Source organism: Kribbella qitaiheensis, assembly GCF_014217565.1.
GTDB lineage: Bacteria > Actinomycetota > Actinomycetes > Propionibacteriales > Kribbellaceae > Kribbella > Kribbella qitaiheensis_A.
Genome location: NZ_CP043661.1, coordinates 531,866 through 558,681 on the forward strand (window position 1 = coordinate 531,866; position 26,816 = coordinate 558,681).

22 protein-coding genes and 2 pseudogenes are annotated in these 26,816 nt (G+C 68.0%); 5 read left to right on the forward strand and 19 right to left on the reverse strand.

Features of this window, described 5'->3' with window-relative positions; all coding sequences use genetic code 11:
* Window positions 1–16 precede the first annotated feature (16 nt).
* Entirely contained in the window at window positions 17–1,765 is a 1,749-nt protein-coding gene (locus tag F1D05_RS02410) for a sensor histidine kinase (RefSeq protein ID WP_185445799.1), read from the reverse strand.
* 167 nt (window positions 1,766–1,932) lie between these two features.
* Between F1D05_RS02410 and gap the strand changes: the two genes are divergently transcribed.
* The 3 genes from gap to F1D05_RS02425 all read left to right on the forward strand — a co-directional run bounded on the left by gap (window position 1,933) and on the right by F1D05_RS02425 (window position 4,180).
* Complete coding sequence (gap, locus tag F1D05_RS02415) at window positions 1,933–2,964, forward strand: type I glyceraldehyde-3-phosphate dehydrogenase (RefSeq protein ID WP_185445800.1); 1,032 nt, start codon at window positions 1,933–1,935, stop codon at window positions 2,962–2,964.
* Window positions 2,964–3,485 (forward strand): PEP/pyruvate-binding domain-containing protein, encoded by a 522-nt coding sequence (locus F1D05_RS02420; RefSeq protein WP_185445801.1) that lies wholly within the window; start codon window positions 2,964–2,966, stop codon window positions 3,483–3,485. The genes gap and F1D05_RS02420 overlap by 1 nt, the downstream gene beginning before the upstream one ends.
* A 173-nt stretch (window positions 3,486–3,658) precedes the next feature.
* Window positions 3,659–4,180 (forward strand): hypothetical protein, encoded by a 522-nt coding sequence (locus tag F1D05_RS02425; protein WP_185445802.1) that lies wholly within the window; start codon window positions 3,659–3,661, stop codon window positions 4,178–4,180.
* 50 nt (window positions 4,181–4,230) lie between these two features.
* On the opposite strand, the gene cydC is transcribed toward F1D05_RS02425, so the two are convergent.
* The 11 genes and pseudogenes from cydC to F1D05_RS02475 all read right to left on the reverse strand — a co-directional run bounded on the left by cydC (window position 4,231) and on the right by F1D05_RS02475 (window position 14,925).
* Entirely contained in the window at window positions 4,231–5,901 is a 1,671-nt protein-coding gene (gene cydC, locus F1D05_RS02430) for a thiol reductant ABC exporter subunit CydC (RefSeq protein ID WP_185445803.1), read from the reverse strand.
* Complete coding sequence (gene cydD / locus F1D05_RS02435; RefSeq protein ID WP_185445804.1) at window positions 5,898–7,523, reverse strand: thiol reductant ABC exporter subunit CydD; 1,626 nt, start codon at window positions 7,521–7,523, stop codon at window positions 5,898–5,900. The genes cydC and cydD overlap by 4 nt, the downstream gene beginning before the upstream one ends.
* Window positions 7,523–8,539 carry a cytochrome d ubiquinol oxidase subunit II gene (gene cydB, locus F1D05_RS02440; RefSeq protein WP_185445805.1) on the reverse strand — a complete coding sequence of 339 codons (1,017 nt, stop codon included), beginning with the start codon at window positions 8,537–8,539 and terminating at the stop codon, window positions 7,523–7,525. The genes cydD and cydB overlap by 1 nt, the downstream gene beginning before the upstream one ends.
* Before the next feature lie 11 nt (window positions 8,540–8,550).
* A complete protein-coding gene (locus F1D05_RS02445; protein ID WP_185445806.1) occupies window positions 8,551–9,939 on the reverse strand; it encodes a cytochrome ubiquinol oxidase subunit I in 1,389 nt (462 codons plus the stop codon).
* A gap of 55 nt (window positions 9,940–9,994) precedes the next feature.
* A complete protein-coding gene (locus F1D05_RS02450; protein ID WP_185445807.1) occupies window positions 9,995–10,471 on the reverse strand; it encodes a GyrI-like domain-containing protein in 477 nt (158 codons plus the stop codon).
* Between the two features lie 25 nt (window positions 10,472–10,496).
* Window positions 10,497–11,372 (reverse strand): universal stress protein, encoded by an 876-nt coding sequence (locus tag F1D05_RS02455; protein ID WP_185445808.1) that lies wholly within the window; start codon window positions 11,370–11,372, stop codon window positions 10,497–10,499.
* Between the two features lie 78 nt (window positions 11,373–11,450).
* Window positions 11,451–12,461, reverse strand: coding sequence for an Acg family FMN-binding oxidoreductase (locus F1D05_RS02460; protein WP_185445809.1), 1,011 nt, complete (start codon window positions 12,459–12,461; stop codon window positions 11,451–11,453).
* Entirely contained in the window at window positions 12,458–12,949 is a 492-nt protein-coding gene (locus F1D05_RS02465) for a hypothetical protein (RefSeq protein WP_185445810.1), read from the reverse strand. Before F1D05_RS02465 ends, F1D05_RS02460 begins: the two co-directional genes overlap by 4 nt.
* Window positions 12,949–13,929: an Acg family FMN-binding oxidoreductase gene (locus F1D05_RS38585; RefSeq protein WP_206686049.1), complete on the reverse strand. Its 981-nt coding sequence runs from the start codon at window positions 13,927–13,929 to the stop codon at window positions 12,949–12,951. Before F1D05_RS38585 ends, F1D05_RS02465 begins: the two co-directional genes overlap by 1 nt.
* A 193-nt stretch (window positions 13,930–14,122) precedes the next feature.
* A pseudogene (locus F1D05_RS42745) lies at window positions 14,123–14,467 on the reverse strand (DUF1003 domain-containing protein); the annotation flags it as partial.
* Entirely contained in the window at window positions 14,464–14,925 is a 462-nt protein-coding gene (locus tag F1D05_RS02475; protein ID WP_206686050.1) for a pyridoxamine 5'-phosphate oxidase family protein, read from the reverse strand. The pseudogene F1D05_RS42745 and the gene F1D05_RS02475, both read right to left, overlap by 4 nt.
* A 74-nt stretch (window positions 14,926–14,999) precedes the next feature.
* Between F1D05_RS02475 and F1D05_RS02480 the strand changes: the two genes are divergently transcribed.
* Complete coding sequence (locus tag F1D05_RS02480; RefSeq protein ID WP_185445812.1) at window positions 15,000–15,650, forward strand: response regulator; 651 nt, start codon at window positions 15,000–15,002, stop codon at window positions 15,648–15,650.
* A 271-nt stretch (window positions 15,651–15,921) separates the two neighbouring features.
* Here the strand turns inward: F1D05_RS02480 and narI are convergent, their stop codons facing one another.
* From narI to F1D05_RS02515, 7 genes and pseudogenes are all read right to left on the reverse strand, one after another.
* On the reverse strand, window positions 15,922–16,650 hold the full coding sequence (narI, locus tag F1D05_RS02485) for a respiratory nitrate reductase subunit gamma (RefSeq protein ID WP_185445813.1): 729 nt from the start codon (window positions 16,648–16,650) through the stop codon (window positions 15,922–15,924).
* Window positions 16,647–17,345 (reverse strand): nitrate reductase molybdenum cofactor assembly chaperone, encoded by a 699-nt coding sequence (gene narJ, locus F1D05_RS02490; protein WP_185445814.1) that lies wholly within the window; start codon window positions 17,343–17,345, stop codon window positions 16,647–16,649. The genes narI and narJ overlap by 4 nt, the downstream gene beginning before the upstream one ends.
* Window positions 17,342–18,992: pseudogene (gene narH, locus F1D05_RS02495) on the reverse strand (nitrate reductase subunit beta). The gene narJ and the pseudogene narH overlap by 4 nt, the downstream one beginning before the upstream one ends.
* Window positions 18,992–22,708 carry a nitrate reductase subunit alpha gene (locus tag F1D05_RS02500; protein WP_185448956.1) on the reverse strand — a complete coding sequence of 1,239 codons (3,717 nt, stop codon included), beginning with the start codon at window positions 22,706–22,708 and terminating at the stop codon, window positions 18,992–18,994. The pseudogene narH and the gene F1D05_RS02500 overlap by 1 nt, the downstream one beginning before the upstream one ends.
* A gap of 35 nt (window positions 22,709–22,743) precedes the next feature.
* The gene (locus F1D05_RS02505; RefSeq protein ID WP_246486376.1) at window positions 22,744–23,910 is read right to left on the reverse strand and encodes an MFS transporter; all 1,167 of its coding nucleotides are present in this window, start codon (window positions 23,908–23,910) and stop codon (window positions 22,744–22,746) included.
* Between the two features lie 161 nt (window positions 23,911–24,071).
* Window positions 24,072–24,614, reverse strand: a complete 543-nt coding sequence (locus tag F1D05_RS02510) for a flavodoxin domain-containing protein (protein WP_185445816.1) — start codon at window positions 24,612–24,614, stop codon at window positions 24,072–24,074.
* A gap of 124 nt (window positions 24,615–24,738) precedes the next feature.
* Complete coding sequence (locus F1D05_RS02515) at window positions 24,739–24,963, reverse strand: hypothetical protein (RefSeq protein ID WP_185445817.1); 225 nt, start codon at window positions 24,961–24,963, stop codon at window positions 24,739–24,741.
* Between the two features lie 104 nt (window positions 24,964–25,067).
* On the opposite strand from F1D05_RS02515, the gene F1D05_RS02520 reads away from it, so the two are divergent.
* The gene (locus F1D05_RS02520; protein WP_185445818.1) at window positions 25,068–26,738 is read left to right on the forward strand and encodes a SulP family inorganic anion transporter; all 1,671 of its coding nucleotides are present in this window, start codon (window positions 25,068–25,070) and stop codon (window positions 26,736–26,738) included.
* Window positions 26,739–26,816: the final 78 nt, after the last annotated feature.

Consider the following 26,816-nt stretch of genomic DNA (forward strand, 5'->3'; position numbering starts at 1 on the left):
CTGAAGGAGGGGGACCTTAGTCAGCGACGTACGGGGCGCGCAGTTCCAGGACGGTGCCGTGTGGGTGGTTGGATCCGAGCTGGATGGCGCCGCCCAGTGCCGCCGCGCGTTCCTCGAGATTGCGTAGACCGCTGCGGTGCTCGGTGGAGCTGATCCCGATGCCGTCGTCGGAGATCCGGGCAGTCACATCCGCGCCGGTGGCGATGAGCTCGACGGTGACCGCGGTTGCCTGGGCGTGCCGCACCACGTTCGACAGCGACTCGCGTACGGCGGCGAGGATCTGGGGCCGCACCACCGCCGGCACAACACTGTCGATCGGTCCGGAACAGACAAGGTGCGGCCGGAACCCGAGCGGGCCGGCGTACTCGTCCACCAGGGCCTGTACGTCGGAGCGCAGTGACTTGCGCCCGGGCTCCTGGTGCAGCTCGAAGATCGCGGCGCGCAGATTGCGGATGGTGGCATCGATGTCCTCGACCGCCCGGCCGATCCGCTGCTGGACCTCGGGCGTGACGATTCGGTGCATCCCCTGCAGTTGCAGCCCCGTCGCGAACAGCCGCTGGATGACCAGGTCGTGCAGGTCGCGCGCGATCCGGTCCCGATCCTCGAGAACCGCCAGCATCGACTGGTTCCGCTGGGCCTGGGCGCGGTCCAGCGCCAGCGTCGCCTGGTTGGCGAACATCTGCAGCAGATCGGTCCCCGCGGTGACGCCGAGCACCGCACCGCGCTCCGCTGAGACCATCAGGATTCCGCCGGTACTGCTGGAGCCGGTCGGCAGCGGTGCCAGGATCGTTCGGCCGAGGTTCTCGAACTCGGGGAATTCGGGCAGCGCCCCGGTCTCCTTCGCGAGCCGGCCGATGTCCTCGATGACCACCTGTTTGTTGCCTGCCAGCACCTCGGCAAGCAGCGGGCGGTCGGCAGCCAGCCGTTGACCGAGATACTGGGCGAACTCGGGCGGTCCGTCGATGGCCTCGATCACCAGCTCGCCGTGTTCCTGCAACAGGACCGCTCCCAAGGTCGAGTCAGAGACTTCGCGGGCGCGGGTCGCGATCAGGTGCAGTGCCTGCTGCGGTTCGAAGTCGGCCAGCATCAGCTGGGTGATCTCGGTGGTCACCTCGTGCCAGCGGCGGCGGCGTTCGGTGTCGGCGTACAGCCGGGCGTTGTCGATCACCACCCCTGCCGCCGCGGCGAGCGCGGTCACAGCGCGCTCGTCATCGCCGGTGAAGTCGGCACCGTCGGTCTTCTCGGTCAGGTAGAGGTTGCCGAAGGCATGATCACGGGTCCGGATCGGTACGCCGAGGAAGCTGCGCATCGGCGGATGGTTCGCCGGGAACCCGAACGATCGCGGATGGTCGGCCAGGTCGGTGAGCCGCAGCGGTTCCTGGTGGTCGATCAGCAGACCGAGGATGCCGTGGCCCTCGGGATAGGGGCCGATCGCCGCGATCTGCTCCTTGGTCACGCCGCGGGTGATGAAGCGGACCAGCCGTTTGCCGTCATGGCCGACCACGCCGAGGGCGCCGTACTGGGCTCCTGCCAGCTCACAAGCGGCACTGACGATCCGGTCCAGCGTGCTGGTCAGGTCGAGGTCGGTACCGATCCCGACGACAGCGTCGAGCAGCGCCCGGAGCCGCTCCTGAGAGTCCATGATCTCGTCGACGCGACCCAGGAGCTCCTGCAAGAGGGCGTCGAGACGGACCCGGGACAGGCCGGTGAACTCCAGCGTGCCTTCGTCCCAGGAACTTCGCTGGTCGTCCGGACCCGCACCCATAGGCCTCACCGTACGGAACATCCCCCTGGTTGGGAACGGTTCCGCTGAGTAACCGGAACTGAGCCCTCTCAGGTCCAATACCTCGGGCTGAGGGACCTTCGGCTCTGATCAGCGGTCGCGGACGGCGATGGAATGGGTGCAGGACCATCGCAGCAAGGAGACCAGAGATGACTGTCAGAGTGGGGATCAACGGCTTCGGGCGGATCGGGCGAGACTTCCTGCGGTGTGTCCTGGCGCAGGAGACCAGCCAGGTCGAGGTGGTCGCGATCAACGACATCACCGACACGGCCACGCTGGCGAACCTGCTGCAGTACGACTCGACATACGGGCCCTTGCGGGAGCGGGTCGGGCACACCGCCGGCACCATCAGCATCGGCGCGAAGACGCTGCGGGTGACCGCCGAGCGCGAGCCCGCCGCACTCGACTGGAAGAGCGTCGGCGTCGACATCGTGATCGAGTCGACCGGCCGGTTCCGTACTCGCGAGGCCGCCGCGGCTCACCTGGATGCCGGTGCCCGCAAAGTCATCCTGTCGTCCCCGGGCAAGGGCGTCGACGCGACGCTGGTCCTCGGCGTCAACGAGGAGACCTACGACCCGGCCAGGCACCACATCATCTCCAACGCGTCCTGTACGACGAACTGCGTCGCGCCGATGGTGTCCGTGCTGCACGGTGCCTTCGGGATCGAGCACGCCCTGATGACCACGATCCACAGCTACACCAACGACCAGGTGATCCTGGACTCGCCGCACAAGGATCTTCGCCGTGGCCGGTCCGGTGCGGTGAACCTGATCCCGACGAGTACCGGTGCCGCGAAGGCGGTCGGCCAGGTCATTCCCGCGATGGCAGGCAAGATCGACGGCGTCGCCGTCCGCGTGCCCGTGGTGGACGGTTCGCTGACCGACCTGGTGGTCGAGTTGTCCGAGCCGGCCACGGCCGAGCAGGTCAACCGGGCCTTCGCCGACGCCGCTTCGGGCTACCTCAAGGGTCTGCTGCGCTACAACGAGGACCCGATCGTGTCGCGGGACATCATCGGCGACCCTTCGTCCTGCATCTTCGACGCGCCGCTCACCCAGGCGAACGGCAACATCGTGAAGGTCTTCGGCTGGTACGACAACGAGTGGGGCTACACCAGCCGGCTGCTCGACCTGACCGAACTGGTCGCCGAGGCACTCAACTCACCGGATGGAGGCGCGTCGTGATGTCCGATTCACCGTACGTCGAATGGCAGACCGCAGGAGGTCGCTTCATCATCACGGACGCCGCGTACCGCGAGTTCGTCCGGGCGGCCCGGCTGCGTCCGCTGATCGCCACCCAGCTCCGGCGGCTTCGCGAAGGCGCGGACCTCGTCGCGGTCGGTGCGTTCATCCGTACCGCGTTCTTCGATGCTCAGCTCCCGTCCGGACTCTCCGAGGCGATCGCGTACGGCTACGGCGAATTCGGCGGCTCCGAGCCCGAGCTGGCGGTGAGTTGCGTGCCGGCCGGCGAACCGCTCGACGAATTCCTCACCGGTCCGCAGGAGATCTTCCTCAACGTCAAGGGCGACCACACCCTGCTGTCGGCCTGCAAACGGTGCTGGGCCTGCGCTTTCAACGATCGGGCGATCATCTACCGCGAGGTCCGGGGGATCGATCACCTGGCGGTCACCTCGCTGGTCGGTGTCGAGTTGATGACGGTCCCCGCCCAGACCACCGAGCCCGTCCTGGTCAGTGCCGAGAGGTGAGGTCCGCTGATCTGCGGTCATCCTGCGAGGATCGCAGCTGACGTCGTCCCGGGGAGGAACCCACCGAACGTGGGACCAAAGGCCCTGGTGCGCGATCGCCGGCCAGGACCAGACTCGGCAGCCTGTGCAAGCGATGACGTAGCAGCGTCAGAGGGTGGTCGACCATGATTGGTATGTCAGAACTGGAGCGAACCCGGCTGGAGGACCTGCTCGGTGAGCCTTTGATCGCTCCCGATCCACTGATCGACGTCAAGCAGGCGGCGGCTGTCCTCGGCCTCACTCCCTCGGCCGTCAGGAGCCTGCTGCGGTCGGGTGTGCTGCCCCATGAGGAGCCGGCCGACGGTCGGCGGCCCACCCGGACGATGCGGCTGGCGCAAGTGCTCGCCTGGGCGAAGGAGCCATCACGGATCACCGTCGCGGTGGCAGCCGGCATCCTCGGCGAGTCGGCAACGGCCGTCCATCGGTTGACGGCCGTCCGGTTGCTCAACTGGTACGGCGGGCTGCTGCCGCTGGACCGCGGTGAGGTGGAGAAGCTGGTGACGCGACGACGCGACTGGCTCACCTTGGCCGAGGCGGCCAGCGCGCTCCGGGTGTCCCCGGAGGAGGTCCACGACCTGCTGAGATCGGGCGCGCTGACCCACACCAGCGACGTCAGCCGGCCGGTCGACCAGGAACAGCTACCACGATCGGTATGACCGACGACCTCGACGAGTTCGAGGCCGGCCCAACCGGGACCGTTCCGCCGTCAGCCGACGACGGCGATCGGCCCGCGGCGGAGTACTTTGCCGTCGGCGAGGACGATGACTTCGTCGAGCTCGTCCAGGTCTGTCCGGCGGTGGGTGACGAGCAGGGTGGCGCGGCCGCGGGTCGCGGCGAGGATGTCGCGGGTGAGTTCGGCGGCGGTGGGCTCGTCGAGGTGGGCGGTGGGTTCGTCCAGGAGCAGGACCGCCGGGTCGGCGAGCAGGGCTCGGGCCAGAGCCAGCCGTTGGCGTTCGCCGCCGGAGAGTTGGCCGGCCCGTTCGCCGACGGTGGTCTCGAGGCCGTGGGGCTGACGGTCGACCCAGGCTCCGAGGCGGGCCTGGTGGAGTGCGTCCATCAGCTCGACGTCGGTGGCGTCGGGTTTGCCGACGAGCAGGTTGTTGCGGATGGTGCTGTCGAAGAGGTGATCGTCTTGTGCGCAGACGACGACCTGGCGGCGGAAGGCGTTCTCGTCGAGTTCGTCCAGCGGAATCCCGCCGTACGTGACCGCGCCGCGTTCGGTGGCCAGGAAGCCCGCCAGGGCGGCGATCAGGGTGCTCTTGCCTGCGCCGCTCTCGCCGACCACCGCGATCCGGCGGCCGGGTTGGAGGCACAGGCTGATGTCCTGCACGGTCGGCCGTGGAGCTCCTGGCCAGCGGGCATCCGCGCCGAGGATCTTCAAGGTATGGCCGATGACGTCTTTGTTGCCCCAAGCAACTGAAGGAGCAGGCAGCCGCTCCAGAGCACGGAGCCGGTCGACCGCGCGCAGGCCCCGGACGAGATGCCGAACGGCGGTGGGCAACGCAGTGGTCAGCTCGAAGGCCGCCAATGGGGTCAGCGCCAGGACAGCAAGCTGTACGCCGGCCAACTGTCCGGCGCGGAGAGCCTGGATCCCGACGAGCAGCTCGCCGACCACCGTCAACGCCAACGCGATGCCGCCGACTGCTGAGCCGGCTCCGGCGCCAATGGCGGACCGGCGGGCCAGGGAGGTCAATCTGCGATCATGAACCGCGATTCGCCCGAGCACCGCCTCGGCCGCGCCGTAGGCGATCAAGTCGGGCGCACCGGTCAGCAGTTCGTGGACCGGGTTCGCGAGGGCCGCCCGTGCGGGTGCGAGCCTGCGTTCGGCCCGGCCCGCAACGGACAGGGTGACCACGGGCGCGGCTACGCCCGCTATGAGCAAGCCGATGAGCAGGACGGCACCGGCGGCCGGGAGCAGTGCCCCGAGCAACACCACGGTCGCAGTACCGGTGATCAGGGCGACAGCGATCGGCAGGATGGCGCGGACCAGGAGATCCTGGACCGCTTCGACATCGCCGACCAGATTCGCCAGCACATCGCCGGAGCGGAGCTTGCCGAGTCCGGCGGGCGCGGCCCGGTCGAGGTCGAGCCAGGCTTGCACGCGGGTCCGGGCGAGGACCCGGAAGGCGGCATCGTGGCCGACCAGGCGCTCGGCGTACCGGAGGGCGCCGCGGCCGATGCCGAACGCGCGAACGGCGACGATGGCGACGGTGAGGTAGAGCACGGGCGGTTGCCCGGCGGCTCGTGAGATCAGCCAGCCCGAGGTCGCCATCAGGCCGATGGAGCAGCCGAGGGCCAACGATCCCAGTACTGCGGCGGCGACCAGCCGCCACATTTCAGGCCGCGCGATCCGTAGCAGCCAACGGGCGGAGGTCACGCCGGCACCTCGGCCGGGGCCAGCTCGATCACGTGGTCGCACAGACCCAGTAGCGCCGCGCGGTGCGTGACCAGTACTACGGTGCGTCCGGCGAAGGCCGCCGGCAGCGTGCTGAGCAGCTCGTGTTCGATCTCCGGGTCGACACCCTCGGTCGGCTCGTCGAGCAGCAACAGCGGAGCGTCGAGCAACAACGCCCGGGCCAGGGCGATCCGTCGGTGTTGGCCGGCCGAGACGCCGTTGCCTCGCTCACCGATCAGCTTCTCCAGCGGTACGTCGACCCGCGCGGCACAGGCGGCACGTCGTACCGCGGAGTCGTCGGCGTCCGGGCGTCCGAGCCGGATGTTCTCGAAGACGGTGCCGGCGAACAGCACCGGCTCCTGCCTCAGCCAGGCGATCTGGGACCGCCAGTGGTCCGGATCGGCGGTCGCAAGGTCGATGCCATCGACCAGGATCCTGCCGTTGGCTGGACGGGTGAAACCCAGCAGTACGGCGAGCAGAGTGGATTTGCCGCAGCCGCTAGGTCCGACGATGCCGGTCACCCGACCGGCGGGAACAGTCAGCGAGAGACTGTCGATGGCAGGCTGATCACGGTCCGCGCCGGCGACCGTCACCTGGTCGAGTTCGATCGTCCGATCCGCTGCGAGCCGCGCGGAACCTTCGGCGGGGACAACCTGGTCGAGAACCGAGAAGACCTGTTCGGCGGCCGCAAGGCCCTCCGTGCTGGCGTGATAGTGCGCACCGAGCATCCGGAGCGGCAAATAGGCCTCGGGCGCCAGGATCAGCACCAATAGCGCCGTCTGGAGATCGAGCCGGCCGTCGACGAGACGCAGGCCTACTGAGACTGCGACGAGCGCTACCGACAGGGTCGCGAGCAGCTCGAGTACGAGTGACGACAGGAACGCGATCCGCAGTGAGGCCAACGTGGCCCTGCGCTGCCTGTCGGCCAGTTTCTCGATGGTGGCGACCTGCGCCCGTGAGCGGCCGAAGGCCTTCAAGGTGCCCAGCCCGGCCAGTACGTCCAGGAAGTGGTGCGTTAGGAGCTGCAGCGCGGCCCATTGCCGGGACATCAGCTGCCTGGTGGTCAGACCGACCAGAATCATGAAGATCGGGATCAGCGGCAGGGTGACGAGGACGATGGAGGCGCTCAGCCAATCGGCGGCGAACATTCGGGCCGCGACCACCAGCGGAACAAAGCACACCAGCACGAGTTGCGGCAGGTAGCGGGAGAAGTAGTCGTCCAGAGCATCGATCCCTCGGGTTGCCAGAGTGGTCAGCTCACTGCTGCGTTCGCCGGTCAGCCAGCGCGGACCGAGCCGCACCACCTGACGAAGCAACCGCATCCGCAGTTCGGACTTCACCGCCGCGGACGAGTGGTGGGCTGTCACTTCGGCGAGCCACCCAAGCACTGCACGGCCGGCCAGTGCCGTCGCGAGCAGGATCAGCCGGTGGCCCAGCTCGGGCAACCCGGCATCGTGCAGGAAGGCGTCGGTGATGATGCTCGCCAGCAGCCAGGCCTGGGTGAGGATCACCACCGCCTGGCCGATGCCGATCAGGACGGACAGCGTCAGAAATACCCTGGTGGCCCTCGTGTAGCGCAGCAGACGCGGGTCGATGGCGGGCATCAGGCGGTGACCTTCTGGACCGGCTGCTGGACGTCGGCGCGGCCGAGGCGCTGACGGAAGACCCAGTAGGTGTAGCCCTGGTAGAGCAGGACCACCGGGGTGAAGATGACCGCGACCCAGGTCATGATCTTCAGCGTGTAAGGCGTCGAGGCCGCGTTCAGCGTCGTCAGGCTGAACGCCGGATCGGTGGTTGACGGCAATACGTTCGGGTAGAGCGTGGTGAACAGGGTCGCGCTGGCCAAGGCGATGGTGGCCGCGGTACCGAGGAAGGCCCAGCCCTCCCGGCCGGACCACGAGGCGGCCAGCCCGCCGATCAGGCAGAGCGCGGCGGCCAGTGCGAGCGTCCAGGTGATCCACGAGCCGTCGAAGGCCTGCGTCCAGCCGAGGAACCCGGCGGCCGCGACCACGGTTGCGATCCCGACCGGCGGCACCAGCCTGAGCGCCCGATCGTGGACCTCGCCGTGCGTCTTCAGTGCCAGGAAGATCGCGCCGTGCAACGCGAACAGCAGCAGTGTGGTGACTCCGCCCAGTAGCGCGTAGGGATTGAGCAGGGTGAAGAACGACCCGGCGTACTCGTGATCGGCGCCCATCGGGACACCGCGCACGATGTTGGCCAGCGCTATGCCCCAGAGCAGAGCCGGTACTGCGCTGCCGCCGACGATCACCAGGTCCCAGCGGCGATGCCAGCTGGCGTCGTCGAGCTTGCCGCGGTACTCCAGTGCGATGCCGCGGAGGATGAGCGCGACCAGGATGATCAGCAGCGCGAGGTAGAAGCCGGAGAACAGCGTCGCGTACCAGAACGGGAAGGCCGCGAAGGTCGCGCCGCCCGCGACGAGTAGCCAGACCTCGTTGCCGTCCCAGACCGGGCCGATGGTCCGCAGCGTCACCTTGCGGTCGACGGCGTCCCGGCCGACGATCGGGAGCAGCATCCCGACGCCGAAGTCGAAGCCTTCGAGAACGAGATAGCCGGTCCAGAGGACAGCGATGAGCAGGAACCAGATGTCGGTGAGTGCCATCGGAATGCTCCTCAGTAGAGGAAGGCCGGTTCAGCGGCCTCCGGGTCGGACGGCTCGGTCTCCGCGGGAACCTCCCGCGCGAAGCGGAGCAGGAGGAACACCTCGACCACCGCGAGTACGCCGTACAGGAGGGTGAGGACGATCAGGGAGGTCAGCACGCTGCCGGCGCCGACGCTGGGGGAGACGCCGTCGCGGGTCTGCATCAGCCCGAAGACGATCCACGGCTGGCGGCCCAGCTCGGTGAAGATCCAGCCGAGACTGTTGCCGAGCAGGGGCAGCAGCGGCACGACCAGAGCTGCCCGGATGAGCCACTTGGTGGCCTTGCGCCGCCTGCGCAGTTGCCACAGCGCGAGCAACGCGATCGCCGCCGCCAGGACCCCGGAGAGGATCATGAAACGGAAGGTCCAGTAGGTCAGCGGCACGTTGGGCTTGTAGGACCCCGGGCCGAACCGTTGCTCGTACGCCGCCTGGAGGTCGTTGATCCCCTCGACCTTGCCGTTCAAGGTGCTGGTCGCCAGGAAGGACAAGCCGTGCGGGACCTTGAGCGACCAGACCTCCTTGCTGCCGTCGAGCGAGCCGATCGTCAGCAGGGAGAAGGAGGCGGGCGCGGAGGTGTCGTAGAGCGCCTCGGCCGCGGCCATCTTCATCGGCTGGGTGTCGGTCATGATCTTGGCCTGGATGTCACCGGTGATGACCAGCGCGACGGCTGCGACGAGCGTCGTGATCGCACCCAGCTTGACGGCCGGCCGGAACAGGCTGCCGTGCTCGCCGGGGTGGCGGAGGATGTGCCACATGGCGATGCCCAGCATGAACGCGCCGGCGGTCAGGAAGCTGGCGGCGATCGTGTGCGGGAAGGTCGCCAGCGCGACCTTGTTGGTGAGTACCGCGCCGAAGTCGTGCAGCTCGGCGCGGCCGGTGGCCTGGTTGTAGGTGTACCCGAGGGGCCACTGCATCCAGGAGTTCGCGGCCAGGATGAAGTACGCCGACAGCTGGGTGCCGATGGCAACGAGCCAGATCGATGCCAGATGCACCTTCTTCGGCAGCCGGTCCCAGCCGAAGATCCAGAGGCCGAGGAAGGTCGACTCGAGGAAGAACGCGAGCAGTCCCTCGATCGCCAGCGGCGCCCCGAAGATGTCGCCGACGAACTTCGAGTAGTCGCTCCAGTTCATCCCGAACTGGAACTCCTGGACGATCCCGGTCACCACGCCGATGGCGAAGTTGATCAGGAACAGTTTTCCCCAGAACTGCGTCATCCGCCGGTACTTCTGCTTCTGGGTCCGGTACCACGCAGTGTGCAGGCCCGCCACCAGAGCGGACAGCCCGATCGTGATCGGCACGAAGAGGAAGTGGTAGACGGTGACGATCCCGAACTGCCACCGGGCAAGGTCTATGGCATCCATGGCACTGACGTTCGCAGCCGGAGCGGTCCGGCTCCCAGAGCCAAAGGTCCCTTTGTCAGGGGACTCTCAGCTCAGACGAGCAGGGCTGGACGATCTCGACGCGCCAGTTGGCGGGCGGCCCGATCGGTGGGTCGTGATAGATCTCCCACGCCTCGCCGGACGGGCGGACACCACGCAGGCGGAGCCAGTCGCCGAGCTGGTCGTAGGCGCGATCGATCTCATCGTACGGACCGGCGTAGGCGATCACCGCGACCGGACCGGCCGGCAGCTCGGAGCACTGCACCGTTCCGTCGGTCCGCACCGGAACCCCGACCGGGAATCCTGCCTCGATCTCGATCCGGCCGTCAGGGAGCGGGCGGCGGCGGGTGAACGGGAAGCCGTTGGCCACGATCCGGTACCCGCGCAGGCTCTCGGCGATCTCGTTGAACGCGGCCAGCAGCCAATCACTGACGTCCGCGGGAGACAAGACCGCTCGCCGGACAGCCGTCGTCTGCGCTGCGACCGTACGATCCTCGACCACTGCGGTACGCATGCCCCCTCCTTCCCGGCTCAGTCCGTCAGCGCACGATCGCGACGGGGCAGGTGGCGTGGTGGAGGACGTGCTGGCTGGTGGATCCGAGCAGTAGACCGGTGAAACCGCCGCGGCCACGGGAACCGACGACGACCAGGTCGGCCGACTCGGCGGCGTGCAGGATCGCGCGGGCAGGCTGTGCGGGGATCAGCTGGACATCGACCTCGGCGCCGGGGTGGTCCGCGCGCAGGCCGGCCAACGCCTCGGCCACCAGTACCTCGGTGGCCCGGTGGACCTCGGCGTTGTCGAAGACGAGCTCGCCCCGGCCGTTCTCGTACGTCGAGAACGGGGTGTTCCAGGCGCTGACGACGACGAGCCGGCCGCCGAGCAACTCGACCTGCTCGAAGGCGAATTCGGTGGCCTGCATCGACTCCTTGGACCCGTCCAGCCCGACCACGATCGTCGGCCTGTGCGGCGGCAGCGGCAACGTACGCGAGGGCACGACGACGACGGGGCATTGTGCGTGCGTACTGACCTGGACGGCGACCGAACCGAGCAGCATGCCGGCGAAGCCACCGAGTCCACGAGTACCGAGAACGAGCATCCTGGCGCCGGCGGTCTCCTCGACCAGCGCGGCAGCCGGTGCGCCCTCAAGCAGCACGCTGCTGACATCGAGCTTCGGGTGCTGCAGGCGGATGGACTCGACCAGGGCCTGCAGCCCTCGCTCGCGGACGGTGCGCAGAGCTGCCAGCGGGACGACCTTGCCGGGCGAGGGACGGCTCATCACGAGGAGCTCGAACGCCTCCCCGATGCGTAGCGGTGCCTCCTCCCGGACGGCTTGACCGGTAGCCCAGGCGAGCGCAGCGGTGCTTGCTGGTGAGCCGTCGTAGCCGACGACGATCGGGGCTGTCTGGGACGACATGGTTCCTCCTCGGAGCGGATGGTCTCCTTCGACCGTCGCCCCGGACCAGGGTGTTCCGGCAGGGCTGTTGGTCCCGACCTACCGGGCCCTTGGGGCCTCAAGTGGTCGGCCTTGGATCACGGTTCGGTCCCAGGAGCGGCGTGGAGTGCCGGCGCTCGCGCGGGCGGGATAGCCGACTCGGAGGATCACCTGTGGCCGGGCGCCCTGGCCGACCAGTTCTTGTACCCGGGATCGCAGGTGGATGTATTCGACTGCCTGGTTGAGGAACGAGACGGCCAGGTCGTACGAGGTGGCAGCGAGCAGCGCGTGTTGTAGCGCCATCCCGGCTCGCAGCCACTCGGACGGCCGATCGCCTGGTGTTGTCAGGATGCCGATCAGTGGCTGCTGCTCGAAAGCGGCGACTCCGCGGCCGGGGCGCTCGAAGCCCGCCGACAGGTCGCGTACGGTCGCGGGTCCGATGGGTAGCGGGCCGAGAGCGTCCGCCGGAACCCCCTCCACGTCACGCTCGCCGCCGACCCATTGCTGCCGTTCGGTCAGCCTGTCCTCGTCGTGTAGATCCAGGTCGTCAGCCACGCGCAGGATGCCGCCCAGTTGCCGGCGGCCGGCGGCGTCGAGCCAGCGCAGGTCTCCTCCCTCGGAGCGTGCTGCGGCGGCCATCCGGTCGCGCACCCGGAGCGGGACATCGAGGTCCATCATCGGTCCGCGATAGGTGTGCCTGCGCCGGAGTTCGCCGTACAGGGCCGCCAGCGAGGGAGTCGGTGACCGTCGGCTGCCGAGGAACACCCGGGTGACGATGTCCGGGCGGTCAGGATCGGGTTCGGTCGCGAAAGTGGTTTCGTAGCCGAGCGAGGCCGCGGCCACCCGGAGGTTGAAGGTGGCGGCGCCGAGCCCGATCAGGATCAACCGGCCGGACCGGTCCGCGGCCGGCAGGCCCCTGGCTTCGTCGAGGATCACGTCGACCACCGGCCCGTTGATCTCGAAGCGCCACGGCTGCGTGTTGTGCATCGACGGCGCGGTGCCCGCCGAGCTGATCAGGAGGCCGATCTCGTCCTGGCTGAGCAACGGCCCGCCGGCACTCTTCGTCGTCATCGGAGCTTCTTCTCGAAGGTGTGGACTGCCGCGGTCAGTTGTTCGGACTGGTCGGGAGTGAGTTGGGCGGTCAGCCTCGGTGCCTCGAACTCGCGGCCGAAGCGCAGGACGACTCTGCCGAGGGCTCGCAGCGCGCCCAGCGTCTCTACGGCCCGCAGTTGGAGCTGGTCCGTCCGGCCGAACCGGATCAGATCGAGCCGGAGCTCGTCCAGCCGATCGACCAGTTGTGCCAGTTCGCCGGTGACGACCGCGCTGTAGGTGCTCAGAGCGGCGGGAGCCTCATTGTCGGGGATGGCGGGCAGCATCAGAGCGCTGTCGGCCACGAGCCGGGGGAGTACGCGATGCCGGTACGTACCGGCCGTTCGTTGCAGGGTGATCAGCAGCTTCTCCGGTGCGGTCCAGCCCTCGCTCGTGCACTCGTCCTCGAGTATCGCAAGATCCGTTTCCCAGCGAGTGATCTCGGTCTGCAGTGTTGCCATGCCGACCATCAGGACTCCTCGGTGCCACTGTGGACGAAGGTGGAGACCGGGCGTCGCGGAGTGGTGCCCTTGACGCTGCTGTGGCCGAAGCGGATCACCATGTGGGTGTAGCCGGGCTTGCCGGTGACGCGTTGTACTACTCGGCGGAGGTCGTCGAACTCCAGTGGCTGGTTCAGGAACGACGCCTTCAGCCCGGCCCGGGTCGCGGTGAGCAGGATCCGCTCGAGTGCCAGGCCCGCCGCCAATTGATCCGCCGCGCTGTCGGCTTCCGTCGACAGCACCGCCAGCGCCGGCTCGGCCTCGAAGAAGGTCCGGGGCCTGGTCTGGTCGGCGGGCCGGGTGCCCAGGTCGCGGACCGGCGATGGATAGACCGCGGATCGTGGACCGAGAACAGAGCTCGGTACGCCGTCGGCGGTCCGCGCCCCGCCGACCCAGTGAGCCCGTTCGGCCCGTCGGTGCCAGTCGCCGATCTCGCGCAGATCCGTGTCGACCAGTAGGCCGAGCACCTCCTGGACCTTCGGCGCCGGCAGCCAGGTCAGGTCGGCCCCCTCGGCCAGCGCGGCCTGGATCAGTGCCATCCGGTCAGCCGTCGACAGTTCCACCGGCCGGACCGCCTCCCGGCTGGTGTGGCGGCGGGGAATCTGCTCGAAGAGGCCCTTCAGTACCGGGTCGGGTTCGGCGGCCGGTTCAATCACGATGCGGGCGACCAGGTCCGGATCGGCGGCGTCGGGTACGAGACCGAACCCGGTGCCGTAGTCCATCGACGCGGCCGCGCAGCGCAGGTTGAAGGTCGCGGCGCCGGCGGCGATCCGCATCGCGCGGCCGGTCGGGTCCTCGGCCGGCAGTGAGCGGGAGCCGTCCAGGAACACGTCGATCACGTGACCGTTCACCTCGAACCGCCAGGGCTGGGTGTTGTGCATGCTCGGCGCGGCGACGGCGGCGCTGAGCAGTACGTCGATCTGTTCGCTGGACAGCTGCTGCTCGGACATGGGGTCCTCCTCGACGTGCTCGGCGCGGCAACTGCTGCCGCTCCTTCAGCCTCGTGCAGTCGTGGTCCTGCCCGCAGCAGGCATGGGTCCTGACCACAGGGGCCTTTCGACACCTCCGGGCCGTGACCACAGAGCGGTGGATCTCTGCGGTCAGCCGGTGGATCTCGCGGGTGAGTTCGGTGTTCGTCCTGAGCTCCTGCTCCTGCGCGACGAAGTCGTGGTCGGCCTTCGCCTGCTGGAACGCGGACTGCCGGTTCTGCCCGATCATCACAAAGGCCGACAGGAAGATCGCCTCGAGCGAGACGATCAGGGTGAGTTTCGGCCACGGATCCGCCTCGAACACCAGCATCCAGAGCGCGAACAGGCCGCCGTGCAGGTAGACGAAGGTCATCGATCCGGCGAACGCCGTGATCGCGTCGGCGACCCGCAACTGCAGATCCGCCGCCCGGGCACGCTGGTGGGCGACGACCACCGGATGATGCCCGCCGCTGCCGATCAGGTCCGGGCGCCGACGTGGCGGTGAGGTCGAGGCGGTCATCCGTGCTGTCCTCGGAGTGCGGCCGGTCGGCTGCCCCAGGCGACCAGGCGGCGGCCCTCCAGTGATTCGATGCCGAGCCGGATCAGGTGGTGATCGTGGTTGGGAGCCCAAGGGTGCAAAGGCAGGGCACGCCGCAGCAGCTCGGCCTCGTCGGTGTCGATGGCGGACAGGTGACCTGCCGCGGTCACGGTCCAGCCGAGATGCCGGTCGGCGTCGATCTCGTCGGCCTCGAAGGCCACTACGTCACCGCGCTCGGCGGCCCGGTACTTGTCGCCGTCGGTGGTCGCGAAGATCACTGCGTCGCCGTCGACCAGGAAGTTCACCAATCGGATGGCTGGGAGGCCTCCCTTGGTGAAGACCAGGCGGCCGATCGGCACGGTGGACAGCAGCCGCAGGCACTCGGCATCTGCCAGGATCTCCATCCCGGTGTGGTCGAAGCGGCGCGGCACCGTGTTCATGACTGGTCTGCCCGGTGCCGGCACAGGTCTACTGTGAGGTTCAGGACGAACCGGGAGTCGGGGAGTGGCGCGAGATGGCGATCAAGGTGTTCCTGCTCGACGACCACGAGGTGGTCCGGCTCGGTCTGCGGCAATTGCTGGAGGCCGAGGACGATATCGAGGTGATCGGCGATGCGGGCACGGCGGCCCAGGCGCTGGTCCGGGTCCCGGCGCTGCAGCCCGACGTCGCCGTACTGGATGTGCGGCTTCCCGATGGCGACGGGATCTCGGTGTGCCGGGAGATCCGTTCGGTGATGGACGTGCCGCCCGCCTGCTTGATGCTGACGTCGTACTCCGACGACGAGGCGTTGTTCACGGCGATCATGGCCGGTGCCGCGGGATACCTGCTCAAACAGGTCAGCGGGACCGATCTGGTCGGAGCGGTCCGCCGGCTGGCGGCGGGGGAGTCGTTGCTGGACCCGGCGATGACGACCGCCGTACTGGAGCGGTTGCGGCATCCCGCGGAGGAGGACGACGATCCGCGGTACAAGTCGCTGACCGAGCAGGAGCGCAAGATCCTCGATCTGATTGCCGAGGGCAAGACCAACCGGCAGATCGCCCAGGCGATGTTCCTGGCCGAGAAGACCGTCAAGAACTACGTCTCCGGCCTGCTGCGCAAACTGGAGATGGAACGCCGCACCGAGGCGGCCGTCTACGCGGTCGAACGCAATAGGCGCCGGCCGTAACCGTGAGTGCGTGCGGATTTTCGGGTACATGACGACTACCAGGGTGGCTTGCTGACCGGTGGCGGGACCAGGGTCGAAAGTCCCCAACTCCCGCGATGCACCACCAGGCACGGATCCGGCGTTCACTGACTGCTCCAGTTCGATCACGGCGTAGACCTCGCGGTCACCGCCTGCGCGCAGTCCGGTACCGCTTGCGTTCAGCAGCCGGCGTACCTCGTCGGACCGAGTCCGACAACCCGACTCCAACGGGCCTTTGGACCATTGGAGCGAATCAGTTGGCGCGGTCCCAGCCTCGGCGGGGGCGGTGGCTGCCGAGGTGGGCGTTGTCGCGGCTGCGGTAGACGATGTAAGGACGGGTCAGGTAGCCGACTGGTGCGCTGAAGACGTGGACGAGCCGGGTGAAGGGCCAGAGGGCGAAGAGGCCGAAGGCAACCAGCGCGTGGAGCTGGAATCCCAGCGGTGCGTTCGCCAGCAGGGACGCGTCGGGGTGGAAGGCCAGGAAGGAGCGGTACCAGACCGAGACTCCTTCACGGTAGTTGTACTCCCCGCCGATCGTCAGGATCGATCCGGCGATGGTGTTCCACATGCCCAGGACGATCACGACCGTCAGGAAGGCGTACATCACCTTGTCCATCGCGGTCGTGGCGGAGAAGACGGGGCCGACGGTACGCCGGCGGTAAACCAGGATCGCCAGGCCGGCCACCGTCATCACGCCGGCCAGCAGGCCGCCGGTGACGGCCACCAGGTGATAGGTGTGCGGGCTGACGCCGACGGCGTCCGTCCACGACTGTGGCACGAGCAGGCCGACGATGTGGCCGCCGACGACGCCGAGCATGCCGAAGTGGAAGAGCGGGCTGCCGATGCGCAGGAGCCTGTTCTCGTAGAGCTGCGACGAACGGGTGGTCCAGCCGAACTTGTCGTAGCGGTAGCGCCAGAGATGACCGACGACGAACGTCGCAAGGCAGAGATACGGAATGACGACGAAGAGGAACTCACTCATCTGCGCGCCCCCGGGAACGTCGGCATCGGCAGCAGAGTGGACCCCGTTGCGGCACCCGGGCTGAACTGCGGACCGGCGAACGGGGCGAGGCCGACCTCTTCCTCGGGAGGTCCTTCGGCAGCGAGGCGGCGTACGGCGTCGCGCTCGTCGCCGCGCAGCGTCGGCAGGGTGGCCGTGACCGCGTCGATCAGGTGCGCCCACGGTGAGCCGAGGTCGCGCAGCGACAGCCGGAGCAGCTCGAGTCCGGCCCGGTGGTCCAGCATCAGATCACGACCGAGCCGGTGATCGATGGTGGCAGCGAATTCGAGGACGACGCAGAGATGGTCGGGCAACTCCGCATCGTCGAGTTCGAACCCGGCTCGCTGGTAGGTCTGCTTGAAGCGCAACAGCGCCATGCCACGCTTGCGAGTGTCGCCGTGGGCGAAATAGGTCAGGAACAGGTTGCAGCGGCGGCGGTTGTCGAAGGTCTCCACGTAGTCGGCCTGAAGCTCGTGCAGCGGTGTGGCCTCGAGGTGGTCGAGGAAGAGCCGGATGGAATCGCCGATGGCTGGTGGCAGGCCGCGAGAAGCCGACCTGAGCAGGTCGGTGCGGGCGAGCAGGTCCGGGTCGGGGTAGTCGAGAAGCAGGGAGACCGACTGCCAGCCGATGGTCAGCTGGTCCGGAGGCAGCGTCAGTCTGGGTCGTCGGCTGCTCACGAGCCGGAACCCTTCGGCGGGAACATCCCCGGAGGTGAGCCTTTGCCGTCCCAGTTGAGCAGGTTCACGCGGCCGCTCAGGTCCTGGTCACCCGCCAGCGTGTCCGAGGTCTGCCGCTTCTGAAGCATCTGGAAGTTCTCGACCGCGATCGGTGTCGGCGTTCCGGAGCCCTCGCCGAACAGGTCGTGCTGACCACCGCCGTACTCCGAGACCGAGCACTCGGTGGACAGTTCCTCCAGGGAATGAGCCTGCTCGGTGTGCGCAGGAGGAATCACATAGCGCTCTTCGTACTTCGCGATCGCGAGCAGGCGGTACATGTCGTACATCTGCTCCTCACTCATTCCGACCGCGGCCGGGATCGAGGCGTCCGGATCGCGACCCAGGTTGATGTCGCGCATATAGCAGCGCATCGCCGCGAGCTTCTTGAGCACACCGTCGACCGGTACGACGTCGCCGGCCGTGAACAGTTCGGCGAGATATTCGACGGGGATCCGCAGCGCGTCGATCGCCGCGAAGAGGTTGCCCTTATCCTCGGCGTCCTCTCCGGTCTCCGCGACCACCTCGACGACGGGGGACAGCGGCGGGATGTACCAGACCATGGGCATGGTGCGGTACTCCGGATGCAGCGGTAACGCGACCTTGAAGGTGTTGATCAGGGCGTAGACCGGGGAGCGTTGGGCCGCGTCGATCCAGTCGCGGGCGATGCCGGCCCTTCTCCGCCTCGCGGATCACCTCGGGATCGAACGGATCGAGGAACACGTCGCGCTGCGCCTCGTACAGGCCCTGGTCGTCGGTGGTGGTGGCGGCTGCCAGGACCTGGTCGGCGTCGTACAGCATCAGGCCGATGTAGCGCAGCCGCCCCACGCACGTTTCAGCGCAGACGGTCGGCAGCCCGACCTCGACCCGCGGGAAGCAGAACGTGCACTTCTCCGCCTTGCCGGTCCGGTGGTTGAAGTAGACCTTCTTGTAGGGGCAGCCCGAGACACACTTGCGCCAGCCGCGGCACTTGTCCTGGTCGACCAGGACGATGCCGTCCTCTTCCCGCTTGTAGATCGCGCCGCTGGGGCATGATGCCGCGCAGGACGGATTGAGGCAGTGCTCGCAGATCCGCGGCAGATAGAACATGAAGGTTTGCTCGAACTCGAACTTGACCTTGTCGGCGATCTTCTTCAACATCGGGTCGCGGTGTGCGGTGGCGGTGGAGCCGCCGAGGTCGTCGTCCCAGTTGGCCGACCACTCGATCTTCATGTTCTTGCCGCTGATCAGCGACTTGGGCCGTGCGACCGGCGTGTGTTCCTGGGCGGGAGCGTCGGTGAGGGTGGAGTAGTCGTACGTCCACGGCTCGTAGTACTCGTTGATCGAGGGCAGCTTGGGGTTGGAGAAGATCGTCAGCAGATTCTTCAGCCGCCCGCCACCCTTGAGCTTCAGCCGGCCGCGGCTGCCGAGTTCCCAGCCGCCCTGCCATTTCTCCTGGTCCTCGTAGGTGCGGGGGTAGCCGAGCCCGGGCCTGGTCTCGACGTTGTTGAACCAGACGTACTCCGTCCCCGATCGGTTGGTCCACGCCTGCTTGCAGGTGACCGAGCAGGTGTGGCAGCCGATGCACTTGTCGAGGTTCATCACCATCGCCATCTGCGCCATGACCTTCATCAGTACGTCACGTCCTGGCCGCGTCTGCGGATGATGGTGACCTCGTCACGTTGGTTGCCGGTGGGACCCAGGTAGTTGAACGCGAAGGTCAGCTGGCCGTACCCCCCGATCAGATGGGACGGCTTCACGAGCAGCCGGGTCAGCGAGTTGCGGATGCCGCCACGCTTGCCGGAGGTCTCCGCGATCGGTACGTCGATCAGCCGGTCCTGCGCGTGGTACATATACACGGTCCCCTCCGGCATCCGGTGCGAGACGATCGCCCGGGCGACCACGACGCCGTTGCGATTGACGGCCTCGATCCAGTCGTTGTCCTTGATGCCGACCTTGACCGCGTCCCGGTCACTCATCCAGATGTTCTGGCCGCCTCGCGACAGCGAGAGCATGAAGAGGTTGTCCTGGTACTCCGAGTGGATCGACCACTTGTTGTGCGGGGTCAGGTAGCGCACTGTCAGCCCTTCGACCTGCCCGGCCGATCCGTCGGACACCGTGCCAAGTGCCGGCTCCGCGAACAGCGCGGCCATGTTCAGCGGTGGCCGGTAGACAGGCAGGCCTTCGCCGAGTTCGCTGATCCAGTCATGGTCGAGGTAGAAGTGCATCCGGCCGGTCAGGGTGTGCCAGGGCTTCTTGCGCTCCACATTGATGGTGAACGGGGAATAGCGCCGTCCGCCGGTCTCCGAACCCGACCACTCCGGTGAGGTGATCACCGGAACCGGGGGCCCCTGGGTGTCGGCGAAGGTGATCTGCTTGCCTTCGTGCTCTTCGGCCAGGTCGGCCAACCGGACACCGGTGCGTTTCTCGAGGGTCTTGAATCCCTGGGTCGCCAGGTGTCCGTTGGTGGTCCCGGACATCGCCAGGATCGCTTCGCAAACGTTGACGTCCTTCGTCAGCGACGGTCGGCCGTCGGCCACGCCACCGCGGACGGCGCCGTTCTTGGCCCGGAGGTACTCGACCTGCTTGCTCAGTTCGAAGGTGACGCCCTTGGTGGTCGCGCCGAGGGTGTCCACGAGCGGGCCGAGTGCGTTCATCTTGTCGGCGACGGCGCCGTAGTCCCGTTCGACTTCGACGAGTTTGGGCATGGTGACGCCGGGGATCGGCTCGCATTCCCCCTTCTTCCAGTCCCGTACGACGCCGTGCGGGTTCGCCATCGCGTCCGGGGTGTCGTGAGTGAGCGGTACGGCGACGACGTCAGTACGGACACCGAGGTGGGTCGCGGCGAGCTCGCTGAACTTGGCCGCGATCGTCTGCCAGGCATCCCAGTCGGTGCGGGTCTGCCACGGCGGCGCGATGGCGGGATTGAACGAGTGCACGAAGGGATGCATGTCGGTGGTGTTGAGGTCGTGCTTCTCGTACCAGGTCGCGGCCGGCAGGACGACGTCGGAGAAGATCGTGGTGCTGGTCTGCCGGAAGTCGATGGTCATCAGCAGGTCGAGCTTGCCCTCGGGGGCCTGGTCGCGCCACTTCACGTCGACAGGGCGCCGGTCCTGCGGTGTCTCGGTCGCTCGCACCGAGGAGTCGGTGCCGAGCAGGTGTTTGAGGAAGTATTCGTTGCCCTTGCCGGACGAGCCGAGCAGGTTCGCCCGCCAGACCGACAGGATCCGCGGATAGTTGCCGGGGGCATCGGGGTCTTCGCCGGCGAAGTCGAGGTCGCCGGACTTGAGCTGTCCGACGACATAGTCGCCGACCGGCATGCCCGCGGCGGCCGCGTCGTCGCTGAGGTCGAGTGGATTGCGGTCGAAGGTGGGATACGACGGCATCCAGCCCATCCGGGCGCTCTGGGCGATGACGTCGGCCGTGGACATGCCCGCGAGCCGGCCCTTGCCAGTGGTGGCGGAGAGCGTGTCGGCACCGAACTGGTCGTAGCGGAACTGATTGGTGTGCAGGTACCAGTAGGCGGTCTGGATCATGTTGCGCGGCGGCCTGTTCCAGTCGAGCGCGTTGGCGATCTGGGTGTACCCGGTGATCGGGCGGACCTTCTCCTGGCCGACATAGTGGGCCCAGCCGCCGCCGTTGACCCCCTGGCACCCGGTGAGGTTGGTGAGGGTGAGGAAGGCGCGGTAGATCGTGTCGGAGTGGAACCAGTGGTTGGTGCCGGCGCCCATGACGATCATGGATCGGCCCTTCGACTCCTCGGCGTTGCGGGCGAACTCCCGCCCGATCCTGGCAGCGGTTGCGGCCGGTACGCCGGTGATCGTCTCCTGCCAGGCAGGCGTGTACGGCGATTCCGCGTCGTCGTAGCCCTTGTTGTCCCCGGTCGGCCAGGCCCCGGGTAGCGTCCGGCCGTGATCCGAACGACCGACGCCGTACTGGGCGAGGAGAAGGTCGAAGACGGTGGTCACCAAGTGGCCGGCCACCCGGCGTACGGGCACGCCTCGGGGCAGGTCGGCGGCGGCGCCGTCGGTGGTGTCGAAGCGTGGCATCCGGACCACGACCGACTCGGAAGCGGTGTCGAGCAGCGAGAGGACCGGATCGATTTCGCCGAGGTCGAGGTTCCACTTGCCGATGCCTGCCTCGCCGTATCGGTGCCCCAGCGACCCGTTCGGGACAACCGCGGAACCGGTGCGGGAGTCGATGAGCACAGTCTTGAAGGCGGCGTTCTCGTCGCCGGAGTGATCGGCCAGATCGGCGGCGGTGAGGAACTTGCCGGCGGTGTATTCGCCGTCGGCGGTCTCGTCGAGGCGGACCAGGTGGGGTAGGTCGGTGTAGGTCTTCACGTACTCGGTGAAGTAGGGCGTCTGCCGGTCGACGAAGAACTCCTTGAGTACGACGTGGCCCATCGCCATCGCGAGGGCGGCGTCGGTGCCGGGCTTGGCGGGCAGCCACTCGTCGGCGAACTTGACGTTGTCGGCGTAGTCGGGTGCGACGGCGATGACCTTCTGCCCGCGGTACCGGGCTTCGGTCATCCAGTGCGCGTCGGGGGTGCGGGTGACCGGGAGATTGGAGCCCCACATGATCAGGTAGCCGGCGTTCCACCAGTCACCGGATTCCGGCACGTCGGTCTGGTCGCCGAAGACCTGCGGTGAGGCGACCGGCAGGTCGGCGTACCAGTCGTAGAAGCTCAGCATCGAGCCGCCGATGAGGTTCACGAACCGGGCACCGGAGGCGTGCGAGACCATCGACATCGCGGGGATGGGGGAGAAGCCGGCGACCCGGTCCGGACCGTACCTCTTGATCGTGTGGACGTGCGCCGCGGCGACGATCTCGCCGGCCTCGTCCCAACTGGCGCGGACCAGACCGCCCTTGCCGCGGGCAGCCTTGTAGGCCTTGGCCCGCAGCGGGTTCTCGACGATGTGCTCCCATGCCTTCACCGGATCGCCGTCGTGCTGAGCCTTGGCCTCGCGGAACATCTGGAGCAAGACGCCGCGCACGTAGGGATAGCGCACGCGGGTCGGTGAGTAGGTGTACCAGGAGAAGGCCGCGCCGCGGGGGCAGCCGCGGGGCTCGTACTCCGGGGAGTCCGGCCCGGCGGACGGGTAGTCGGTCTGCTGGGTCTCCCAGGTGATGATCCCGTCCTTGACGTAGACCTTCCACGAGCAGGAGCCTGTGCAGTTCACGCCGTGGGTGGACCGCACGACCTTGTCGTGGCTCCAGCGATCGCGGTAGAAGTCGTCGGCTTCGCGGCCGCCGACCCGGGAGATGGTTCGGAGGTCCTGCGAGACGGTGCCCCGGGTGAAGAACCTCCTGCTGCGGACGAGGGCCTCTGTGAGGGAGCCGTCCATCCCGGGGGTGGACGTGGACTTCTTCCGCGAGTTGGTCAACGAGATTCCTGTCCCTGGACGGCGGTTCGGCGGACGACGGTGACAGTGAGGAGCAGCGCGAGGACGGCGGTACTGGACAGCATCCACAGCCCGATGGCGTACGAGTCGGTGCGGCCGTAGACGTAGCCCATGATCAGTGGCGGGATGAATCCGCCCAGCCCACCGGCCGCGCCGACCAGTCCGGTCACGCCGCCGACCCTCGAGGGATCGGTGACTTTGGCGATCAGGGCGAAGGTGGCGCCGCTGCCGGATCCGAGTGCGGCGGCCATGGCGAGGAACGCGAGGGTTCCGACGCCGTGCAGCGGCGGTGTGCCTGCCGAGATGCCGGCGCAGATGACGACGACACCGAAGCCGGCGGCCAGGACCGGTATCGCGCCGACTTTGTCGGCGAGCCATCCTCCGGCCGGGCGCATGATGACGGCGATGAGCACGAAGCCGGCCATCCGGTTCGCCGCGTCGGCCGGGGTGAGGTGGTGCGCGGTCTTCAGGTACGCCGGGAGGTACACCGAGAACGCGACGTACCCGCCGAAGGCCACCGCGTAGAGCAGGCTGGCCTGCCAGGTGATCGGGAGCCGGGCGTTGGCCGAGATCCGCGCTGCCAGGGATGTGGTGGGGACGATCCTGCCGGGTGCGTCGCGCAGGATCAGCCAGGCCGCGAGTGCGTAGCAGGCCAGTACCGCGGCGGTGATGAGGAAGGGCGACTTCGCGCCCAGGTGAGCGGTGAGCTTGACGGTGCTGAGGGCGCTGATCGCGGTGCCGCCCATACCGGCTCCGAAGATGCCGATCGCGAGGCCGCGCTGCTCGGGCGGGAACCAGGCGTTGACGAACGGGACGCCGACGGCGAATGCGGTACCGGCGATGCCGAGGAAGAATCCGCCGACCAGCAGCAGCGCGTAGGAGTCGAGAGCGAAGAAGGCGAGGAAGAGGATCGGGAGGATGGTGATGCCCGAGATGACCGGGAACATCAACCGGCCGCCGTACCGGTCTGTCAGCCCACCCACGACGATGCGGCCGAGTGAGCCCACGACCACCGGTACGGCGACGAGCAGTGCGACGTCGGACTCGGTAAGGGTGCCGATGCTCCCGGTGGACCGGAAGAGCGGGCCGAGCGGACTGATCAGCGCCCAGGCCCAGAAGTTCACCGCGAACCCGACGGTGGCCATGGCAAGCATCAGCCAGGGTGACCGCGTGACTACGCGGGTCTGAGGCTCCGAGGCCGACAGAGCCGTCATCGCTTCACTGGGTTCACACGGCTCACCATGACCCTCTGTGGCCCCATTGGCAATGGAGGTGCTCATCTCGTCAGTCCTTTCGGAGGAAGGGTCTAGCCGTGTCGGCGGTAGTCCATACCGCGCTGCCAGGGAGCGGATTCGATGGCGTGGATGGCGGCCCCGATGTCACTGGACCAGGCTCGGATCAACTCCCAGTCACGCGCGTCGCCGGACAGTTCGCTGCGGGCGAGCCGCTTGGCGATGAAGCCCTTGGCTGTCGCTGGATCCAGCCGCCCGGCGAAGGTCATGGCAGGCGTGGCCCCGATGCGGTGCGCCAGTCGCTTCACATTGCCCGGCATCTCCTGGAGCTGGTCCTTGTCCGGCCCGACCGGGCCGCTGTGGAACAGCCAGACCTGCCGGGACCGCAGTTCTTCGCGGTACTTGCGCAGGAACCGGACCGCCTCCGGACGCCAGCGTTTGACGTAGATCGCACTGCCGAGAACGACCGCTTCGTACTCCTCGATCGACCCGACCTGATCGACCTCACAGACGTCGACCTGATGGCCACCTCGCTCCAGTTCCTCGCCGATCGCAGCGGCGATACCAGCTGTCGCACCCATCTTGGTGGCGTAGGCCACGAGTACCTTCCTGGACATCTCTTCCTCCCGATCTGCCGGCCGTTCGATCCGCGTCGTGGTCGCCCGGACGGTCGTCGGCCACCAGCACACGCCTGTCCCCGGCCTGCCAGCAGAGGCGAAGGTCCTCAGTTGGCCGGGACGGCTATTTCCGGCGCAGCTCCGCGGCGTGGTCGGGGACCTGGGTCTGCATCACCCGTGGCGTCCGTTGATCTCCCTTGGACGGGGGGGCGCGGGGGGAGTGCGAGCGGCGGGCGCTGGACTCCTGCAGCTTGACCAACTCGGCCTGAAGCCGCAGCAACTCACGCTCGTACGGCTTCTTCGGCATCCGGCCGACGGTCCGGTTCGCCTTACCTTGCTTCGGAGTCATCTGCTGCCTCCCGGCTTCGGACCCGAGCTTCTCTCAGATCCACGATCGACCGGAAAGGTGCCGTCGGCATCGATGGCCCGCCGCAGTACCGACATACTGGGCAAATGACGGTCGGGGCAGGCCTCAGAGGACTCCGGGGTGGGCTACGTGCCGACCTGATCGCCGGAGTGACTGTGGCCGCGTACCTGGTTCCGCAGGCGATGGCTTACGGTCAGCTGGCTGGGTTGCCGGCGGTAGCGGGCTTGTGGGCGGTGCTCGGTCCACTGGCCGTGTACGCCGTGCTGGGTACGTCGCGGCTGCTGTCAGTTGGTCCCGAGTCGACGACGGCGCTCATGACGGCGACGACGGTAGGGGCGATCGCAGTCGGTGATCCTTCCCGCTACATGATTCTGGCTGCCACGCTGGCCTTGATGGTCGGAGCGATCTGCCTGGTCGCGTGGCTGCTCCGGCTGGGATTTCTTGCCGACCTGCTGTCGAAGCCGGTGCTCGTCGGCTACCTGGCAGGCATAGCGGTGCTGATGATCGTCGGCCAACTCGGACGGATAACGGGTGTCGCTGTCACGGGCGACAGTCCGGCGGCCGAGGTCGTTTCCGCCGTCCAGCAGTTGGGGACCTGGCATCCGGCCACCTTGGGCTTGTCGGTCGCCGTACTCGGTCTGTTGCTCGCGTCCGCGCGGTGGACGCCGCGTCTGCCGGCGCCGTTGCTGGTGATGGCTCTCGCTGCCGCGGTCGCTGCTGTGGCCGGCCTGGGCGATCATGGCGTGGCCCTGATCGGATCGGTTCCGTCCGGGCTGCCGATGCCGTCCTGGCCGGCGATCAGTGCCGACGATCTGAAGTTGCTGATCCTGCCCGCGTGCGGGGTCGCGCTCGTCGGCTACACCGACACGGTACTCACCGGGCGGGCGTTCGCCGGCGAACGGCAGGAGCGTGTCGACGCGGATGCGGAGTTGCTGGCACTCGGTGTGGCGAACCTGACCGCCGGAGGCCTGCACGGATTCCCGGTCAGCAGTAGCGGCAGCCGTACTGCGATCGCGGCCGCCGCCGGCGCGAGGAGTCAGGTGTATTCGCTGGTAGCTCTTGGTGCCGTCGTGATCACCTTGCTGGTTGCGGGCCCGCTGCTGGCGACGTTCCCAGCGGCTGCTCTCGGTGCGCTCGTCGTCTATGCGGCTTTGCGGCTGGTCGACCTGGGTGAATTCCGGCGGTTCGCCCGGTTCAGGCGCAGTGAGTTCGTGCTGGCGGTCGTGACCTGCCTCGGTGTCGTCGTCCTGGACGTTCTGTACGGCGTACTGGTCGCGGTGGCGTTGTCCGTGCTGGACCTGTTCCGCCGGGTGGCCAGACCTCATGACGGCATCCTCGGCATCGCGCCAGGTATCCCGGGAATGCACGACGTCGACGACTATCCCACTGCCCGGCCGGTGCCCGGATTGGTGGTGTATCGCTACGACTCGCCGCTGTTCTTCGCCAACGCCGAGAACTTCCGGCGGCGCGCGCTCGCCGCGATCGGGGCATCGCCGGAGCCGGTCCGCTGGCTGCTGCTCAACGCCGAGGCCAACGTGGAGATCGACATCACCGCGATCGACGCCCTCGATGCTCTGCGGGAGGAGCTCGGCCGGCGAGGGATCTCGCTGGCACTGGCCCGGGTCAAGCAGGACCTCCGCGACGACCTGGCGGCCGCCGGTTTCCTGGACCGCCTCGGCCCTGACCGCATCTTCTTCACCCTGCCCACCGCGATCGAAGCCTTCCGCGCCGACCCCGGGCCGGCACCGACCACCTGAGATCGAAGCACTCGCGCCCCGGACAGGATCTCCATGCCGGAGCAGTACCGGAGGCTGAAATCACCGGGGGAATTGCCC

Bases quoted from the DNA above. Each gene is read 5' to 3' on its own strand.
- F1D05_RS02410 (WP_185445799.1), bottom strand. From the start codon at position 1,765: ATGGGTGCGGGTCCGGACGACCAGCGAAGTTCCTGGGACGAAGGCACG.
- gap (WP_185445800.1), top strand. From the start codon at position 1,933: ATGACTGTCAGAGTGGGGATCAACGGCTTCGGGCGGATCGGGCGAGAC.
- F1D05_RS02420 (WP_185445801.1), top strand. From the start codon at position 2,964: ATGTCCGATTCACCGTACGTCGAATGGCAGACCGCAGGAGGTCGCTTC.
- F1D05_RS02425 (WP_185445802.1), top strand. From the start codon at position 3,659: ATGTCAGAACTGGAGCGAACCCGGCTGGAGGACCTGCTCGGTGAGCCT.
- cydD (WP_185445804.1), bottom strand. From the start codon at position 7,523: ATGCCCGCCATCGACCCGCGTCTGCTGCGCTACACGAGGGCCACCAGG.
- cydB (WP_185445805.1), bottom strand. From the start codon at position 8,539: ATGGCACTCACCGACATCTGGTTCCTGCTCATCGCTGTCCTCTGGACC.
- F1D05_RS02445 (WP_185445806.1), bottom strand. From the start codon at position 9,939: ATGGATGCCATAGACCTTGCCCGGTGGCAGTTCGGGATCGTCACCGTC.
- F1D05_RS02450 (WP_185445807.1), bottom strand. From the start codon at position 10,471: ATGCGTACCGCAGTGGTCGAGGATCGTACGGTCGCAGCGCAGACGACG.
- F1D05_RS02455 (WP_185445808.1), bottom strand. From the start codon at position 11,372: ATGTCGTCCCAGACAGCCCCGATCGTCGTCGGCTACGACGGCTCACCA.
- F1D05_RS02460 (WP_185445809.1), bottom strand. From the start codon at position 12,461: ATGACGACGAAGAGTGCCGGCGGGCCGTTGCTCAGCCAGGACGAGATC.
- F1D05_RS02465 (WP_185445810.1), bottom strand. From the start codon at position 12,949: ATGGTCGGCATGGCAACACTGCAGACCGAGATCACTCGCTGGGAAACG.
- F1D05_RS38585 (WP_206686049.1), bottom strand. From the start codon at position 13,929: ATGTCCGAGCAGCAGCTGTCCAGCGAACAGATCGACGTACTGCTCAGC.
- F1D05_RS02475 (WP_206686050.1), bottom strand. From the start codon at position 14,925: ATGAACACGGTGCCGCGCCGCTTCGACCACACCGGGATGGAGATCCTG.
- F1D05_RS02480 (WP_185445812.1), top strand. From the start codon at position 15,000: ATGGCGATCAAGGTGTTCCTGCTCGACGACCACGAGGTGGTCCGGCTC.
- narI (WP_185445813.1), bottom strand. From the start codon at position 16,650: ATGAGTGAGTTCCTCTTCGTCGTCATTCCGTATCTCTGCCTTGCGACG.
- F1D05_RS02500 (WP_185448956.1), bottom strand. From the start codon at position 22,708: ATGGACGGCTCCCTCACAGAGGCCCTCGTCCGCAGCAGGAGGTTCTTC.
- F1D05_RS02505 (WP_246486376.1), bottom strand. From the start codon at position 23,910: ATGGCCACCGTCGGGTTCGCGGTGAACTTCTGGGCCTGGGCGCTGATC.
- F1D05_RS02510 (WP_185445816.1), bottom strand. From the start codon at position 24,614: ATGTCCAGGAAGGTACTCGTGGCCTACGCCACCAAGATGGGTGCGACA.
- F1D05_RS02515 (WP_185445817.1), bottom strand. From the start codon at position 24,963: ATGACTCCGAAGCAAGGTAAGGCGAACCGGACCGTCGGCCGGATGCCG.
- F1D05_RS02520 (WP_185445818.1), top strand. From the start codon at position 25,068: ATGACGGTCGGGGCAGGCCTCAGAGGACTCCGGGGTGGGCTACGTGCC.